Below are 15,652 nucleotides of genomic sequence, written 5' to 3'. Positions count from 1 at the left end.
ATGTAGTAGTCTTTATGTATTCTCAACCGGTATAATCAGCCGCACATCGAAAGCCAATATTTCCTGCAGAGCTGTCTGGTGTATTTTTGCTCCTGGCCGCCACCCGATAACGGTTACAATAAGATTTATGGCACAAATACGATCCTCCGCGCATCGACCTTGCTACACCACTAACCGGGCCTCTCGGATTCACGGATTCGGAAGATATATGATAGTCCTTAGTAAACCAATCCTCGCACCATTCCCACACGTTTCCTGACATATTATAAAGACCATAGCCGTTAGGCAGATAGGACCTTACAGGTGCGGTACCTGCAAAACCATCGCTGGCATGATTTTTATCGGGAAACTTTCCCTGCCAAATATTGCAGCGATGCTCTCCGCCTGGTTTTAATTCGTCTCCCCAAGGATACCGTTTCTGAACCAGACCTCCTCGTGCGGCATACTCCCACTCCGCTTCCGTAGGCAGACGTTTGCCGGCCCAGCTGCAATATGCATCAGCATCATGCCAAGATATGTGGATCACCGGATGATCAAGGCGTTCGTCTATTTGAGAATCCTGACCTTCCGGATGACACCAATTTGCTCCCTCTACCACCCACCACCAGGGAGTTTGAGTAGCTACTTGGGTCACCTTTTTCCCTGTCTCCATGGAAACAAAAGAATGAAACACATAAGACCAACCGAAACGCTCCGCATCTGTAACGTAGTTTGTTTCCTTGATAAAAGCAGCAAACTGCTTATTCGTAACTGCCGTTGCATCAATCAAAAAGGGAGATAAGGTAACATTCCTAGCAGGCCCTTCTCCGTCTGCGGGAAACCCTTCTTTGTCATCCGTCCCCATAAGAAAAGTGCCTCCAGGAATAAGGATCATGCCAGAGAAATCTTTATCCCCTTCTGATCTTTGGATAGTTGTGTTCTCCTTACAAACATCGATGGAACCTTGTTTCTCGACTTGATTTCGACTAGCTGAACAGCAAGCCCGTATATTCTCTGACATGTACTTACCTCCAATCTGGGATTGTCCCGGCTCTGTCTAAAAAAAGGCTACACCAAGAATGCCAGAGGCAACGATAATGGTGAGCGGATGCAGCTTATATTTCATTAAACCATAAAGTGCAGCGAATACAATGATCAATGTGCCAATGGTCTGCCAACTAATGAAAGCGTGTTCCATGCTATTTAATCCAAACCGAATCGCAGCATAGGCAATCAAGCCTGTAATCACTGGTCGCAACCCATAAAATAACGTTTTAATCCATTGACTGTCCCTCACCCGATAAAAAAAGATGGAAATAACAATGATGATAATTAATGAAGGCAGAACCATACCTAATGTCGACACAATCGCTCCTTCAATTCCAGCTACACGATATCCAATCAAGGTTGCACTGTTCGTTGCAACAGGGCCCGGTGACATCCCTGCGATGGAAACTACCTCTTGAAATTCCCTTTCAGATAACCAGCCACCAGCCATAGCTTCATGCTGAATCATCGGAATGATGGCGTACCCTCCTCCAAAGGAGAGCAGTCCAATTTTTATAAAGATAAAAAATAAATTCCAAATCACATCGCTTCCCCCTAGATGTAATACTCCGGATAATTCGATTCTTCATCAGAAGCTTTCAAGGAATCCTTCTCTGTCCGAACTTGGAGCCCTAAGAGCTGTTTGATTGGCATATATACAAAACCGATAATCAATCCAACTGCGATCACATATATGGGATTGATTCCGGAAACTAATAAAACAATCGGTATAAGCAACGCCGTAACAGCCGTAGTCTTGTCAAATATAGCGTTCTTGGCCATTCGATATGCTGCTACTAGGATCAAGGCAATAACAGCACCATGAATCCCCTTCATGGCGGCAATAACTTTTGGTTGGTCGGCCAGTTGTGAGTAAACGGCGCTAAGCAAACAAACAATGATAAAGGTTGGAATCGTAATCCCAGCGATTGCAGCAATCGCACCCTTCACTCCAGCAAGACGATAACCAATGAATGCCGCCGCATTTACACCTACCCCACCTGGTGCTGCGCCAGCTAAAGATAGAATTTCATCCATCTCCTCTTCAGCCAGCCATTTCCGTTTAGTGGAAATTTCCCGTTCGATCATAGGGATCATCGCATAACCTCCCCCGAAAGTTACGGGACCGATTCGAACAAATACCCAAAACAACTGGAACAATAGACTTATCCTTAGGTCTGTATTCGTCGTCGCATTTGTTTTCATAGTTGTTCTCATGGATTCCACCCTTATATTTTCTGTCGTAATTTCATTATATCACTTTTTCCCAAAATGGAATTAAGTTTTTGAACGGTAAAATACAATCTATGGTTTATGCGTTATACTATATTAATGATAATAAATACAAACTTTATAAAAAACGATCTTTCTAGTTCATCCTATATATAGCTTGGAGGTATATCGTGGAAAAGCGCTCGACACACATTCCATCCCCAAAGAAACTCCTATACGACCGAATCGCCGAACAAGGCACAGTTTCCAAGTTAGATCTTCTACAAACATTTTCACTTACCAAAAGCACAATGACCCGAATATTAGATGAAATGACGGAAGAAGGCTTGCTGATAGAATGCGGATTCGGGGAATCAAGCGGAGGCAGAAGACCTATTTTATACCAGATCAACCCTTCCTACGGCTACATCATCGGTTTAGAGATTTCCAGGCTGTATTCTTCCCTTGGTTTATTTGATATGCAAATGAACCCAAAATCAATTGTTCACTGGCGAATGGATCAGGCATTCACACCTGAAAGATTTATGGATCACATAAGTAATCAAATACGCGCCTTCCTTAGAGACCATCAGCTGAAGGACAGTCAAATTATTGGGATAGGAATAGGAGCCGTGGGACCGCTTGACCGGGAAAATGGTTTAATCTTAAAGCCGCTACATTTCCCTGCTTCAGGCTGGAACAATCTCCCGATTTGCACTCTGGTGGAGGAACGGACAGGCTTCAAAGCTTGGTTGGACAACGGAGCAAATTCCGCACTGCTTGGGGAACGCTGGTCCATCCGTCACGCTAACATTCAACATATGCTCTATGTACATGCTGGAGCAGGGATCCGCTATGCGATGATGTCGCATGGAAGTATTGTTCATGGGACGATGGATATGGAAGATGCCATTGGTCAAATGATCATCCATACAGACGGACCCCGATTAAATAATGATGGGAACTACGGTGCTCTGGAAGCATTCGTATCTGTGCAGGCGCTAGAACAAAGTGCACGCTCAGAGGCAAAAAATGACAACGACCTGATCCTCCAAAGATATAAAGTCTCGCCTGAGAAGCTAACTTATGATGTACTCGTGCAAGCCTTTAGAGATGGTAATCCACACGCGCGTGAATTATTTACTCAAGCCGCCATTCACTTCGGGATTGGCCTCGCCAACGTTATCAACCTGTTACATCCTGAGACTATCATTTTAGGTGGTGCGCTCATCCACTCTCACGAGTTGTTCTTCCAAACGGCGGTTGAAGTGGCACAGCGTAACACTTACCGTTATCCTGAATACCAACCTCACTTCACTCTAGGTACTTTAAAAGAAGAAGCTGTGGTGACTGGTGCGGCTATTATGGTGAGAAATCAAATGGTTCTTTAACATAATAAAAAGGTTGTCCCAAAACCATTTGCATGATTGTTGGGACAGCCTTTTTTTAATCTGAGCTATAGTGGTTGACAGCAACTCTTAAATTTTTTCCCGCTTCCGCAGAGACATGGATCATTTCTACCTGGAAGTGGTTTGGCACTTTTCCTGAACTCCAGCATCTGCTCCGATTTAAGTCGGTTTGCTAGCAGTATCATCCGTTCATAGGCATATGAGTAGAACATTTTATAGCTACGGCAGAAATAATCAACCTCAGTACGATCATGAACATCAAGCCAATTTCGGTTGCGCGGGCATCCCCCATTACAAAAGCTAAGATACTCACACTTATAGCATGATTCATTCATATTGGGTTTCATTAACAAAAAGTCATCATATATGGGGCTGGTAAGCAATGCTTCAAGGTCGGTATGGCCAATATTTCCTAACCTGTGCTCTTCATCAATAAAGAAATCGCAAGGATAGGCATCCCCGTTCGTTTCAAGCACCATCATCTTCGGGCAGCATGAGTTGTGGACGCATAACTCCGCCTCACGATGCATGAATACTAGAAGCATATTCTCAAAAATACGAATGGGAAGCTCCGGATACCCCTCGTTGTACCACAGATCAAATGTACGGCATAGAAACGCTCCGTATTGTTCAGGTGTAATTCGAAAGCGGCCAGGCATATCACTCTTCTGTGAGACAAAATCCATGCAAGGGATAAACTGAATATAAGTAAATTGTTGTTCCTGGTAGAATGTCATCAATTCGTCTGGTTTCATCACATTATCTTCATGAATCACCGTCAGAATACTATAGTCCACACCCTCGTTCTGTAGATGGCGAATCCCACGCATAACTAGATCATAACTACCTTTCCCCGAACCCGTTATACGATGTGCATCATGAATGGTCTCAGGACCGTCCACACTAATCCCAACCAAAAAGTTGTACCGTTTAAAAAATTTCGCCCAATTCTCATGAATTAACGTTCCGTTGGTCTGCAGCGCATTACTGATCATCGTATGAGGTGGAGCGTACTTAGCTTGGAGTGAAATCACGCGTTCAAAATATGGAAGTCCGGCTAATAGCGGCTCCCCTCCCTGCCAAGAGAAAGTCGCTATACCAAATGATCGTTTCATGTACTGAGCGATAAACCGCTCCAGAAGATCCGCATCCATCACTCGGATCGGATGATGAGGATGTCCCCCTGCTGTGCTGTAATAGCAATAATCACAGGTTAAATTACAATCCTCCGAGACGGTTTTCCACATGACATGAAGAGTCTCAGGCCTCGAGGTCTGTATGCAAGTTGTCATACGATTCTGCCCCTCCTATATAAATACATCCTTTATGAAACCTATTTCCTATTTCTTCAATTAAATCATAGGTATGTGCATCAACGATGAGTAAAACATCATAGGTAATCGAATATCTAGAGATAAAAAAATACACTCCCCATTGTCTTTCGAGACAATGGGGAGTGTATTTTCTTTGAAGATAAATAGAGCATTACCAGACACTGTTTCTTTAATTACGGACGTATTCCTTATTCGCTGTTTCCAACATTGATTTCCAATCCGTAAATTTAGTCTCTCTAACTACATGACGATCAAAAAGTTCATCAGGTATGTCAGCAACATCTTCTTCTGTCTTTACTTGAAAGTTTCCTTTGGTTACAAACTCATCGAAACTTTTGTAATTGGAATACTTACTCATAAACGCTTCATTAAACAATTTCTCGAAAGAGATGTGATTGGGATCTTCTTGATACGTTTTCTGTCCTTGTAACTCATTCATCAATTCTTCCATGGTCATTGGTTTTTGTCTTCTCAAATTACCACTCCTAATTTTCTGTTATAGTTGTAGAATATCATGTTAATCCATAAATCACACGAATCCTAAGCTTACCATAATTTTCGCTATTTCACCTTTCAAATTTCACTTAATATGCAAATGATCCGCCTCTATACTTAAAATACAACAAAAAACCTCCCTTATTCATAAGGAAGGCTCTTTTTATTAGGACAATTTCACCAAACTGTAGTTTTTCTTACCCTTACGGATAATGATAAACCGGCCCCCGATAGCTTCGCTAGCTGTAACATCCAGAGCTACGTCGCTAACTTTCTCACCATTCATGGAGATTGCTCCTTTGGTGATATCCTCACGTGCTTGACGCTTGGACGGCTCGATACCGAGATCAACCAACCACTCTACGATATTTTTAGATTCCAGTGTAGTTTCGTAGGTCGGCATTTCCTTGAAGCCTTGCTCGATCTCATCAGCAGTTAGGGATTTGATATCTCCACTGAACAGAGCAGCAGTAATACGTTTAGCCTGCTCCAGCAATTCTTCACCATGCACGAATCTGGTCATTTCTTCAGCAAGTGTTTTTTGTGCTTCGCGTTTATGCGGTTCAGTCTGTACTTTTTCCGCAAGTGCATCAATTTGCTCTTTAGATAGGAATGTAAAGTACTTCAAGTATTTCACAACATCACGGTCATCAGTGTTCGCCCAGAACTGGTAGAACTCAAACGCAGTCGTTTTGTTTGGATCGAGCCAGATTGCCCCTCCAGCTGATTTACCGAATTTTGTTCCATCAGCTTTCAACATAAGCGGGATCGTTAGACCGAATGCTTTTGCTTCAGGTCCTTCTTTTCTACGGATCAGATCCAGACCGCTTGTAATGTTGCCCCATTGATCGGAGCCACCAATTTGGAGCTGCACATCTTCATGCTGGTACAGATGCAGGTAATCTAGGGATTGCAGGATTTGGTAGGAGAATTCAGTAAAGGAAATTCCGCTGTCCAATCTGCTCGCTACAACATCTTTGGCAAGCATCGAATTGATGCTGAAGTTCTTACCATAGTCACGCAAAAATTCGATCACATTGATTTTATGCGTCCAATCGTAGTTGTTCACCATACGAATTTGATTGTCGCCATCAGTAACGAACAGCTTTTTCATTTGTGCGGTAAGCGCATCTACGTTAGCTTGGATTTGCTCCAGTGTCTGCAATGAACGCTCGGATTGTCGTCCACTTGGATCACCTATCGTACCTGTAGCACCGCCAATTAGCATAACCGGACGATGTCCTGCAAGCTGGAATCTTTTGAGTACCATGAACGGAATCAAGTGACCAATATGCATACTGTCACCCGTCGGGTCTACACCGCAGTACACCGAAACGGATTTCTGGTTGGTCAATTCTCTAAGCCCTTCGGCATCGGTTTGTTGATTGATGGCATCGCGCCATTCTAGTTCATCGATAATATTCATTGCCTAACACCCCTTAAATTAGTAGATATCCTATAACGAATCATCAGTCCGCCAAGCGAATATAAGGATAGTTGATGAAGAGAAACTTATAAATCCTTATATTTAAAAACAAAAAAATCGTCCCCTTGTCTATTGTAGACATAGGGACGATTGAATAACCGTGTTACCACCCAGATTGCACCAATGAAACGCTAATGCTAAAACACAGCATTGATGCCACTCGTGACGAGATATCGTTCGCCATTCCGCTCGGTGTTAGCCGAGATACTCCAAAGTGTAATTCGTACTCTTAGTGTGTACCGGGTTTCATCAACCCCCGGCTTTCTGAAACAGGGACTAAGCTACTACTGGGCTTCTTCAACGTATATCGTATATAAGATTACAGCCAGTATAGTGAAATAATTCTTCAATGTCAACATCTTAAGCTGAGAATGCCGAGACACACTCCTGCTGTGACGCACTACTAGAGGGCTAAGGTATTACTTCATTTTCAACGTAGATCAGTAATACTCCTTGTTGCCCGTGTTACAATCCGCTTCGTTTCCTTGGAATCCGAAGAAATTAACCACTTCTCACTAAGCTGTTGCACCCAGTCTGGATTGCTTTTACTCGCATCGTTCAACCAATTACTTACAGAATCCTGAACGTATTTTGCCGGATCTGACTTAAGTGGTTCTAATAATGGAAGTGCTATTGCTGGGTTTTCTTTTAGCGCAGTAATATGCTTCGCCCATACCCCATGTGGCCGCGTCAATTCGATTGCATATCTCCTTATGTTCGTATCTTGATCATGAACCCAGCTCTCTAAGAACTTAATGGATTCATCCAATTCTGCAATGACCGATTCCCTTAAAGCCATCCATGAAATCTCACGTACCCCAAAATGATCATCCGCTGCAAAGGGACGGATATCCATTAGCTTTTGCGATAGACTTAAAGATTGATTTAGACCGATCATATAGGCAGCCCAACAGCGGACACTATCGGAACGATGCTGTGCTAATGCTGAGAATACTCGGACTTGTTCCACCTCTGATTTGCACTCCAATACCTGTTGCCACTCCCGCGCGATAGCCGGTATGAGCTTCATGATTTTCTTTTCCGATGAATCGCGAAGCCTTTGTAAAATTGGTTCGGATTCCTGTCCAAAACCTAGCTCGTCCAGTACATTTTCTATCATGACCATATGGTCCACAGCAAGCCATTCCGTTAGATTTACAGTCTGTAATTGTCCTTTATGCAATAGTCCAACAACATCAGCAGGAATATCGCTAACTTTTCGAGCTCCCTTCCTATGCTCCATATAAATCTTCCCTTCACCTATGATTTTAAAGGCTTGGATATCCTTCTTCTTATATCTAGGATACGGGTATTTCTAACCATAAAGATGTAATCTCATTTACAGCTCATAATCTTTATAAATTTCTTTCCAAAATCTTATCATGATGGATACGTATAGTTTTGAACCCAGTCTGAAGCACCTCAGCCTTTACCAATTCTTGCAATGCCACAGTAACCGCTTCTCTGCTCGCACCAATCAAATTGGCGATTTCTTGATGCGATAGTGGAACATTGATTTTATAATAATTATCCTCACTTTTAACGCCTAGTTGATCCGATAGCTTTAAAAGAACACACAATATTTTATCATGCAGATTTCCGATGGCTAGGTTTTGAGTTAACTGACTCATACTTTTTATACGATCGCTCAATACTTGCATTAACGACATCAAAAATCTAGGTCGAGTAGCTACGAAATCTTCAAATCTTACAGGATCAATTGTACAGATATGACACTCTTCCATGGCTTCAATGTAATGATCTTTGGTTCCAAACGAAATCACGTTCATTTCACCAAAAACATTACCCTCACTCAGAATATCCGAAGTAAACTGCTTCCCATCCGCATTCAATCGGTATAAACGCACCTTTCCTTTTTTCACAAAAAATAATCCTTCAGAGAAGGTTGTCGGTGTCTGGATATATGTATTTTTCGGGACTACTGTTATTCGAGTTAACTCTTCCATTTCCATTAGATCTTCCAGCGCTAACGATTGAAGCAAATTGAATTGAGATAAATAATGAATAGTCTCCATTGCTCCTCCCTTATATAACGTTATTCGTTATTTTAGTATACCGCACAAAAAAAGCCACGTCCTAAGGACGCAGCTTATTCGTTAAAGATTACTTGCTTCCCAGCGTGCTACTTCTTCACGAACACGAGGAGCTACTTCTGTTCCCAGCAGTCTAATCGCCTGCATAACATCATCATGAGGCATTGTACCGTGGGGCATATGTAAAAAGAATCGCGTAATTCCAACATGCTTGCGAAGATGAATGATTTTGTTCGCAACGGTTTCTGGATCACCTACATACAAAGCGCCATCAAAGCTGCATGCTGCATCATAATCGGAACGATGGTATGGGGGTGTCCCTTTTTCCTTCGCCCGCACATTGGTCCGAGCATGCGTTGAAGGGAAAAATTTCTCCAGTGCTAACTCATTAGTCTCAGCAATAAACCCGTGTGAGTGTGAGGCAATAGGCAGGCTTGAAAGATCATATCCGGCTTCAGCCGCTGCTTTTTTGTAGAGCTGCACATGCTTCGCATAATCAAGCGGTTGAACATTTCCAATAATAGCTAATACAAAGGGTAAACCTAATGCTCCAGTGCGGATCGCAGATTCTGGACTACCTGCACTCCCAATCCAAATCGGTAACGGATCTTGAACCGGACGCGGGTAAATCCCCAGATTGTTTATGGCCGCTCGGTGTTTGCCACTCCAGGTTACTTTTTCTGACTTTTGGATGGCTAATAACAATTCCAGCTTCTCATTAAAGAGTTCTTCATAATCTTTCAGATCATAGCCGAATAAAGGAAAAGACTCTGTAAACGAACCGCGGCCGATCATAATTTCTGCACGTCCATTCGAAATGCCATCTAGCGTTGCAAAATCTTGAAATACACGTACGGGATCTGCTGAAGACAGGATCATCACGGCACTGGTCAACCGAATCTTCGTAGTCAACGATGCAGCTGCCGCTAACACAACCGCAGGTGATGAAGCCGCATAATCATTACGATGATGCTCGCCCACTCCGTATACATCTAGTCCCACCTCTTCGGCAAGTACAATTTCCTCCACTACTTCACGTAGTCGTTCTGCATGACTTATTGTCTCACCCGTTTGGACATCGGGCGTTGTCTCGACAAAGGTACTTATTCCAAGTTCCACTCTCGTTTCCTCCTAAAGTTCTGCACGATGCATTATTCTCTGGATGTAAATGTTTGAATATTCATAATTACATTTAATCAAGAAACCCATTATAATAGGATTCACCGATAATTCCAACTATTTCAGATCCCCTCGATTATTGATCGGTCTGAGGAGCCCTTATTTTAATGGTTTTGGCCATTTTGCGAGATTATCGGACTCAGATGCTGCTTTTTGCTCAAAACCAATACCAAAATGTGTGTTTTTATGGAAATAAGAACTATACGGTCCGAAACTAGTGCGATGTAAGAGCCAAGACAATATTAAAAGACCACTAATCACCTGAAAAACGGAAGTTTAGTGGTCTATTTTTTAACTAGTTCATGTTCCCTATACTCGAGCTTATGGGCTTATCCAGCGGTTTCGGGGGTTTTCTCTGATTGATTCCAATCCCGACTCGACCGAACACAAAGGCTCCGCCTGGAATACGATTCGCTATGTTCATGATAATCGCCGATCCTACCACACATCCGACAAATTGGAGAAGCACACTGAATAGTCCAAGGTTTTGCAACCCGAACGAAGAAGGAAGTTTGACGAATAAAGCCAACAACAACGGGTGAAGCAAATATATGCCGAAGGAGTATCTACTGCTCCACTCCAGCACACGCGGCACTTTTTTCAATGAGGAAGCCACTGTGAAGAGTAGTAGAATCATGCTCATGGCGAAAAGTAACATATCAATTCTCTTGGAACTATGTGCCGTTATCCAGCCTTGCTCATTCACGAATAGCACAAACGCGCCTGTTACAACTGGAAGCACGTAGACAGCTAAACGGAACTGTTTTAATTTTTCCCGGAACCAAGCCTCATTTCGCCCCAAGTAATAAGCCACAGTAAAGTAGAAAATCCACCCCGGAGAGAAAACCCAATACAATTTATCCCAAATATATTGAGCAGCTACCGTATCTACGGGTTTGGTGAAATTGAAAAAACCTAAGTAAGCCACATTAATAACGAATGACGCAATCAGTATAGAGCGTGGAGTGAATTTTTTGGCATGCTTTTGAAATAAGAGAAACAAGGCATAAAACTGAAAGATAATTAGGATAAAGTAGCCATGAAAATCGCCAAGTAACCAATGACGCCAGAGAAAGTACCAAAAAGCTTGAAGAAGCGGAATCCCCTCACTGCCCGCCATATCCAATCCTTTTAACCCTGCGTACAAAGCTCCGAAAAAAAAGTAAGGAAGCAAAATATACTTGATCCGTTTCTCCCAAAATTTCGCGGGAATTCCGTCCGGGTATGCAAAAGACAATACGAATTGCGAGATAAATACGAATACCGGTGTGCCAAATGTAAGCAGTAGACCCACTGACTCTACCCAAGGCGTGTTCCCATCGTCATAGACTCGATATAAAGCATGTAACAGCGCTATACTTAAGCAGGCTATACTTCGTAGAACAAACATTTCCGAATTTAATTTTCGTTCCATGGGGATAACCCCTTTCGATATTTGCGATTAATGGTCCACAGCACTGCCTACAGTCAATCGGGCTGCAATCGTCTTCTTGAGTCCCTGGTGAAGATCATGGTGAGGAGACCAGGACATCAACTCGTTTGCTTTACTATTGTTTAAGTAGCTGTGAAGAATATCTCCCGGTCGAGCCTGTTCATAGGTTGTCTGGGATTCCCGACCTGTAATACCGCCTATCATCTCTACAATCGTATTAATGGAGGTCGCCACCCCGCAGCTAATATTTATGATCTGATTATCCGCATTCTCATCTGTACAAGCCGCATTTACAAACGCCTGTGCAACATCCTCAACATAGACAAAATCCCTGGTCTGTTCTCCATCCCCATAAATCACAAGCTCCTTGCCTTGCTTTATGCGATCCAGAAAAATCGAAACGACACCAGCTTCACCATGCGAGCTTTGTCGAGGTCCATATACATTCGCAAGACGAAGAATGGTGTACTTCAGTCCATGCATGCTGGCAAACATCCGAATATAAGACTCAGGAACACTTTTTGATACCCCATAACAAGATTCAGGATTTAAGGGATGTTTCTCGTCAATGCTCAAATATTCAGGATTACCGTATACAGCGGCCGACGAGGCGTACACGATCTTTTCAACCTGATGCGCCTCACACATCCGCAGGACGTTAAGTGTGCCAACAATATTCACATTCGCATCAAACAATGGATTGCGCTGAGATTCTCTTACGTCAATCTGTGCAGCCAGATGAATAACCACATCCGGTTTCTCACGGATAAAGACTTCACCCAGTGTCTCGTCCCGAATGTCGTACGGATATAAAAGAGCGGAAGGATTTCTATAGAATGAGCCGGAAGCACCCGATAAATTATCTACAATTACAGTTTCGATCCCCTCTCTTATAAGCCGGTCAACAACATGTGACCCAATAAAACCAAGCCCCCCAGTTACTAATACCTTCAAATAAAAAACTCCTTTCGTCCTGTAAAGTGCTCTTTGTACCGTGCATCTGTAGAAAAGTTCACATAAAATACTTAAGAAGAAACGATGTTGTCATCCTTTATGGACGACAACCGTTACTCGTAGAAATATAAGGATGATTTATAACGTGAAACTTAGCCTTATATTTCAAATCAAAAAAAATAAAGGAGTGAAGTATATGGCAACTGCACCTATTCCAGATAATTCTGTAACAACGTCCGTTATTGCGGACGGAGCAGTCACTTCTATTAAATTAGATCCTGAAACTAACGGTTACGTGAATGTTCGATCTTATGGAGCTACAGGGAATGGTACCAAAGATGACACCGTCGCGATTCAAAATGCAATTAATGCTGGAAATGCCAAACGCAAGGTTGTTATTTTTCCGCCTGGTGTATATAAAGTCTCTTCCGGCCACATGCGTAACCCTTCAGTCCTAGATTGGTGGTGTCTTCGTATTCCAACCGGAACTAACCTAAGCTTTGAAGCCGGCTCAAAATTGGTGCTTGCCCCTAACCCACCTTCGGATACTCGAGTTCTTGTTATGTTAAATGCCGCAAACATCACGATATCCGGCAGCCTCGAAATAGACGGAAGTGCTTCGACTGTTAAAACAGCCGTCAACGATCAACTTCATGGCTTGTTCATTTCTTCTTCGCAAAATATAACGATCGAATCGGTGTACTCTCATGATTGCTATGGTGATAATATTTTCATTGGAGGGACAGAAGATATCCCATCCGTTAATGTGCATATCGGATATGCTTATTGTGAAACGGCTGGTCGAAAGAACTTTGTAGTTCATTTTGTAGACCAGCTCCATGTCAACAGAGCGGTATTAAATAACAGTCGCGGTGGTGCACCTGGGTTTAATGGCGCCAATTCACTCGATGTAGAACCAGACATCTTCAAGGGAACGCGTAGCTTTTATCAGCGATTCGACTCTTTGACAACAACTGGTTTCGGCAATGATATGACAACTGGGCTTTCAGATGAGATAACGAGACTCTGGACTCTCGACATCGGTTCACTAGATATGCGTGTAAGTGGATCAGTAAGTCCAGCATTGCTGTCCTATGGATTGACGCTAAAAATCAACCATTTATCTATTCGCTCGACGGATCATAAAGCTAATTACGGTCTACAAACGATCTATTCACAATTTATTGATATCGGAAGCGCAAAGTTCGATGGAATCGGCGGCCCTGCGATCTACGCTGCGTTTAATGCTGCTGGAGGAAAACCAAGATTGCATATCGGCTCGTTAGGGATGTACGGCTCGGGTTCCACCTTAGCAAGCGGAGTCCGAATCGACGGAGGAGATCTTTATGTGGGGACGATAGATGCACAGGACTTAACGGGCAGTACCTTACAATTATTCACAACAGAGTCTGACGCGATGGTTACTGTTGACAATATGATTGTCCGTAACAGCGGGACCAATCAAGTCGTGCTAGCGTCATCTTATGGTGCAGCTAAACCCTTCCTGCACCTGAACAATGTAGCAGTGTTTGATACCCGTTCTGTAAAGGTAAAACGCATTCTAGAATTCGAAACATTGGTTGCCATGCAGGGTACTTCTCTTGGTACCTTGTATAATCCGTATGCTTTAACTGAATGGTTCTCTACCTATGGCAACTTCAAACGGGCAGTCCGACTCGTTGGTGGAACATTACTTCCTGCAGTATTTATCGTGGAAGGATCGCCTGAGGGAACGATTACCGCTCCGATTGGCAGTCTGGCTATGCGAACAGATGGTGTAGCGAAAGCCACTTTTTATGTGAAGGAAAGCGGCACTGGTGCTAACGGATGGATTGCTAAGTAATTTTTCAGCGGTTCTGAATACAAGACTCTATCGCATCCATTACGCGTACCAGATCATCATCCGATAAAGAGCTACCAGAAGGTAGACATACACCTTTTGTGAACAATTGATCAGATACACTATGTCCCTCCATGTATGGATAATAGAAGGCGTTCTCGAACAGAGGTTGCAAATGTAGTGGTTTCCATACAGGTCTAGCTTCTATATTGTTGAATTCCAGGCACTTTAAGAGTTGATTAGCGGAGAAGCCTGCGATTTCTTCATCAATCGTTAGCGCACTTAACCAGCGTGTACTGCGACAATTTGGCGCTTCCGGCATGAAATGAAGACCCGGAATGGATCCCAATCGATCTGAGTACACTTGAGAAATATATCTACGTCGTTCGACCTTTTCCTCAAGTAGCTCCAGTTGCCCTCGTCCTATGGCTGCCAACAGGTTACTTAGCCGGTAGTTATAACCCATTTCGGAATGCTGATAGTGTGGAGCAGTGTCACGTGCTTGGGTAGACCAGAAACGGGCTTGATCTAATGCATCGGTATCATCCGATACAAGCATACCTCCACCTGAGGTTGTAATAATTTTATTCCCGTTGAAAGAATAGATTCCGAAGCGGCCCCAAGTACCACTGGCCTTTCCGTGATAAAAGGCACCGAGGGATTCCGCAGCATCTTCTATTAAAACAATACCGTAATGATTCGCGATTTCTACAATTGGCTCCATGTCTGCGCTCTGCCCGTACAAATTGACAATAACAGCTGCTTTAGGCAGTATCCCTCTATCATTCAAATCCTGGCAGGCCCGCTGAAAGGCTAGTGGACACATATTCCATGTTTCTGGTTCTGAGTCTACGAATACAGGTGTAGCCCCCAAATATAAAATAGGATTGGCACTAGCTACGAACGTAAGCGTCGAACAAATCACGTAATCTCCTTGAGAAACGCCAGCTAGACGTAGTGCAAGATGAATTGCTGCTGTTCCAGAGCTTAATGCAAGTGCACCCTTTGAACCTGTATAGTCGGCCATCTCCCGCTCGAAAGCATCGACTTGTGGTCCGATGGGAGCGATCCAGCCAGAATGAATTGCATCCTCCAAATAAGCCTGTTCACGTCCACTTACATGCGGTGGGGATAACAAGATTCGTGGTAGAATGCGTGGTTGACGAATACTCATGCCTTGCTCCTTTCTCCATTTGGATGCTTTAATCCAAATGGAATACATATCTTATTG

General features: G+C 43.2%; 14 protein-coding genes and 1 other annotated feature. Of the genes, 2 read left to right on the top strand and 12 right to left on the bottom strand.

The annotated features are described in order from the left end of the window. Positions 1–22 precede the first annotated feature (22 nt). Genes ACFWMP_RS13360 through ACFWMP_RS13350 form a run of 3 tightly spaced genes read right to left on the bottom strand, consistent with a single transcriptional unit; the run spans position 23 to position 2,244 of the window. Complete coding sequence (locus tag ACFWMP_RS13360; protein ID WP_379423914.1) at positions 23–1,000, bottom strand: formylglycine-generating enzyme family protein; 978 nt, start codon at positions 998–1,000, stop codon at positions 23–25. Between the two features lie 36 nt (positions 1,001–1,036). Beyond that, entirely contained in the window at positions 1,037–1,570 is a 534-nt protein-coding gene (locus tag ACFWMP_RS13355) for a chromate transporter (RefSeq protein ID WP_076283424.1), read from the bottom strand. Between the two features lie 11 nt (positions 1,571–1,581). Then, a complete protein-coding gene (locus tag ACFWMP_RS13350) occupies positions 1,582–2,244 on the bottom strand; it encodes a chromate transporter (RefSeq protein WP_379423913.1) in 663 nt (220 codons plus the stop codon). Positions 2,245–2,429: 185 nt separating this feature from the next. Here ACFWMP_RS13350 and ACFWMP_RS13345 point away from each other — a divergent pair, with 185 nt between their 5' ends. Continuing rightward, positions 2,430–3,629 (top strand): ROK family protein, encoded by a 1,200-nt coding sequence (locus ACFWMP_RS13345; protein ID WP_379423912.1) that lies wholly within the window; start codon positions 2,430–2,432, stop codon positions 3,627–3,629. A 65-nt stretch (positions 3,630–3,694) separates the two neighbouring features. Here the strand turns inward: ACFWMP_RS13345 and ACFWMP_RS13340 are convergent, their stop codons facing one another. The 8 genes from ACFWMP_RS13340 to ACFWMP_RS13305 form a co-directional block, all read right to left on the bottom strand. Further along, positions 3,695–4,939: an anaerobic sulfatase maturase gene (locus ACFWMP_RS13340; RefSeq protein ID WP_379423911.1), complete on the bottom strand. Its 1,245-nt coding sequence runs from the start codon at positions 4,937–4,939 to the stop codon at positions 3,695–3,697. A 211-nt stretch (positions 4,940–5,150) separates the two neighbouring features. Then, entirely contained in the window at positions 5,151–5,438 is a 288-nt protein-coding gene (locus ACFWMP_RS13335) for a hypothetical protein (RefSeq protein WP_339248610.1), read from the bottom strand. A gap of 204 nt (positions 5,439–5,642) precedes the next feature. Beyond that, complete coding sequence (gene tyrS / locus ACFWMP_RS13330) at positions 5,643–6,902, bottom strand: tyrosine--tRNA ligase (protein ID WP_042189064.1); 1,260 nt, start codon at positions 6,900–6,902, stop codon at positions 5,643–5,645. Between the two features lie 139 nt (positions 6,903–7,041). Continuing rightward, positions 7,042–7,272: a binding site (T-box leader), on the bottom strand. A 120-nt stretch (positions 7,273–7,392) separates the two neighbouring features. Then, positions 7,393–8,205 (bottom strand): DNA alkylation repair protein, encoded by an 813-nt coding sequence (locus ACFWMP_RS13325; protein WP_379423910.1) that lies wholly within the window; start codon positions 8,203–8,205, stop codon positions 7,393–7,395. A gap of 112 nt (positions 8,206–8,317) precedes the next feature. After that, the gene (locus ACFWMP_RS13320; protein WP_339241818.1) at positions 8,318–8,998 is read right to left on the bottom strand and encodes a Crp/Fnr family transcriptional regulator; all 681 of its coding nucleotides are present in this window, start codon (positions 8,996–8,998) and stop codon (positions 8,318–8,320) included. Positions 8,999–9,079: 81 nt separating this feature from the next. Continuing rightward, positions 9,080–10,135 carry an LLM class flavin-dependent oxidoreductase gene (locus ACFWMP_RS13315; RefSeq protein ID WP_042189070.1) on the bottom strand — a complete coding sequence of 352 codons (1,056 nt, stop codon included), beginning with the start codon at positions 10,133–10,135 and terminating at the stop codon, positions 9,080–9,082. A gap of 355 nt (positions 10,136–10,490) precedes the next feature. Then, positions 10,491–11,609, bottom strand: a complete 1,119-nt coding sequence (locus ACFWMP_RS13310) for an acyltransferase family protein (RefSeq protein WP_379423909.1) — start codon at positions 11,607–11,609, stop codon at positions 10,491–10,493. Positions 11,610–11,636: 27 nt separating this feature from the next. Then, on the bottom strand, positions 11,637–12,581 hold the full coding sequence (locus ACFWMP_RS13305; protein WP_042189073.1) for an NAD-dependent epimerase/dehydratase family protein: 945 nt from the start codon (positions 12,579–12,581) through the stop codon (positions 11,637–11,639). 196 nt (positions 12,582–12,777) lie between these two features. Here ACFWMP_RS13305 and ACFWMP_RS13300 point away from each other — a divergent pair, with 196 nt between their 5' ends. After that, positions 12,778–14,424: a glycosyl hydrolase family 28-related protein gene (locus ACFWMP_RS13300; protein ID WP_042189076.1), complete on the top strand. Its 1,647-nt coding sequence runs from the start codon at positions 12,778–12,780 to the stop codon at positions 14,422–14,424. A gap of 4 nt (positions 14,425–14,428) precedes the next feature. Here the strand turns inward: ACFWMP_RS13300 and ACFWMP_RS13295 are convergent, their stop codons facing one another. Then, positions 14,429–15,595 carry an aminotransferase class I/II-fold pyridoxal phosphate-dependent enzyme gene (locus ACFWMP_RS13295; RefSeq protein ID WP_379423908.1) on the bottom strand — a complete coding sequence of 389 codons (1,167 nt, stop codon included), beginning with the start codon at positions 15,593–15,595 and terminating at the stop codon, positions 14,429–14,431. Positions 15,596–15,652: the final 57 nt, after the last annotated feature.

Source organism: Paenibacillus sp. NPDC058367 (genome assembly GCF_042723305.1).
Lineage (GTDB): Bacteria > Bacillota > Bacilli > Paenibacillales > Paenibacillaceae > Paenibacillus_AQ.
The sequence above is the reverse complement of the archived record's forward strand: the minus strand, read 5'-3'. Positions and strand labels throughout refer to the sequence as shown.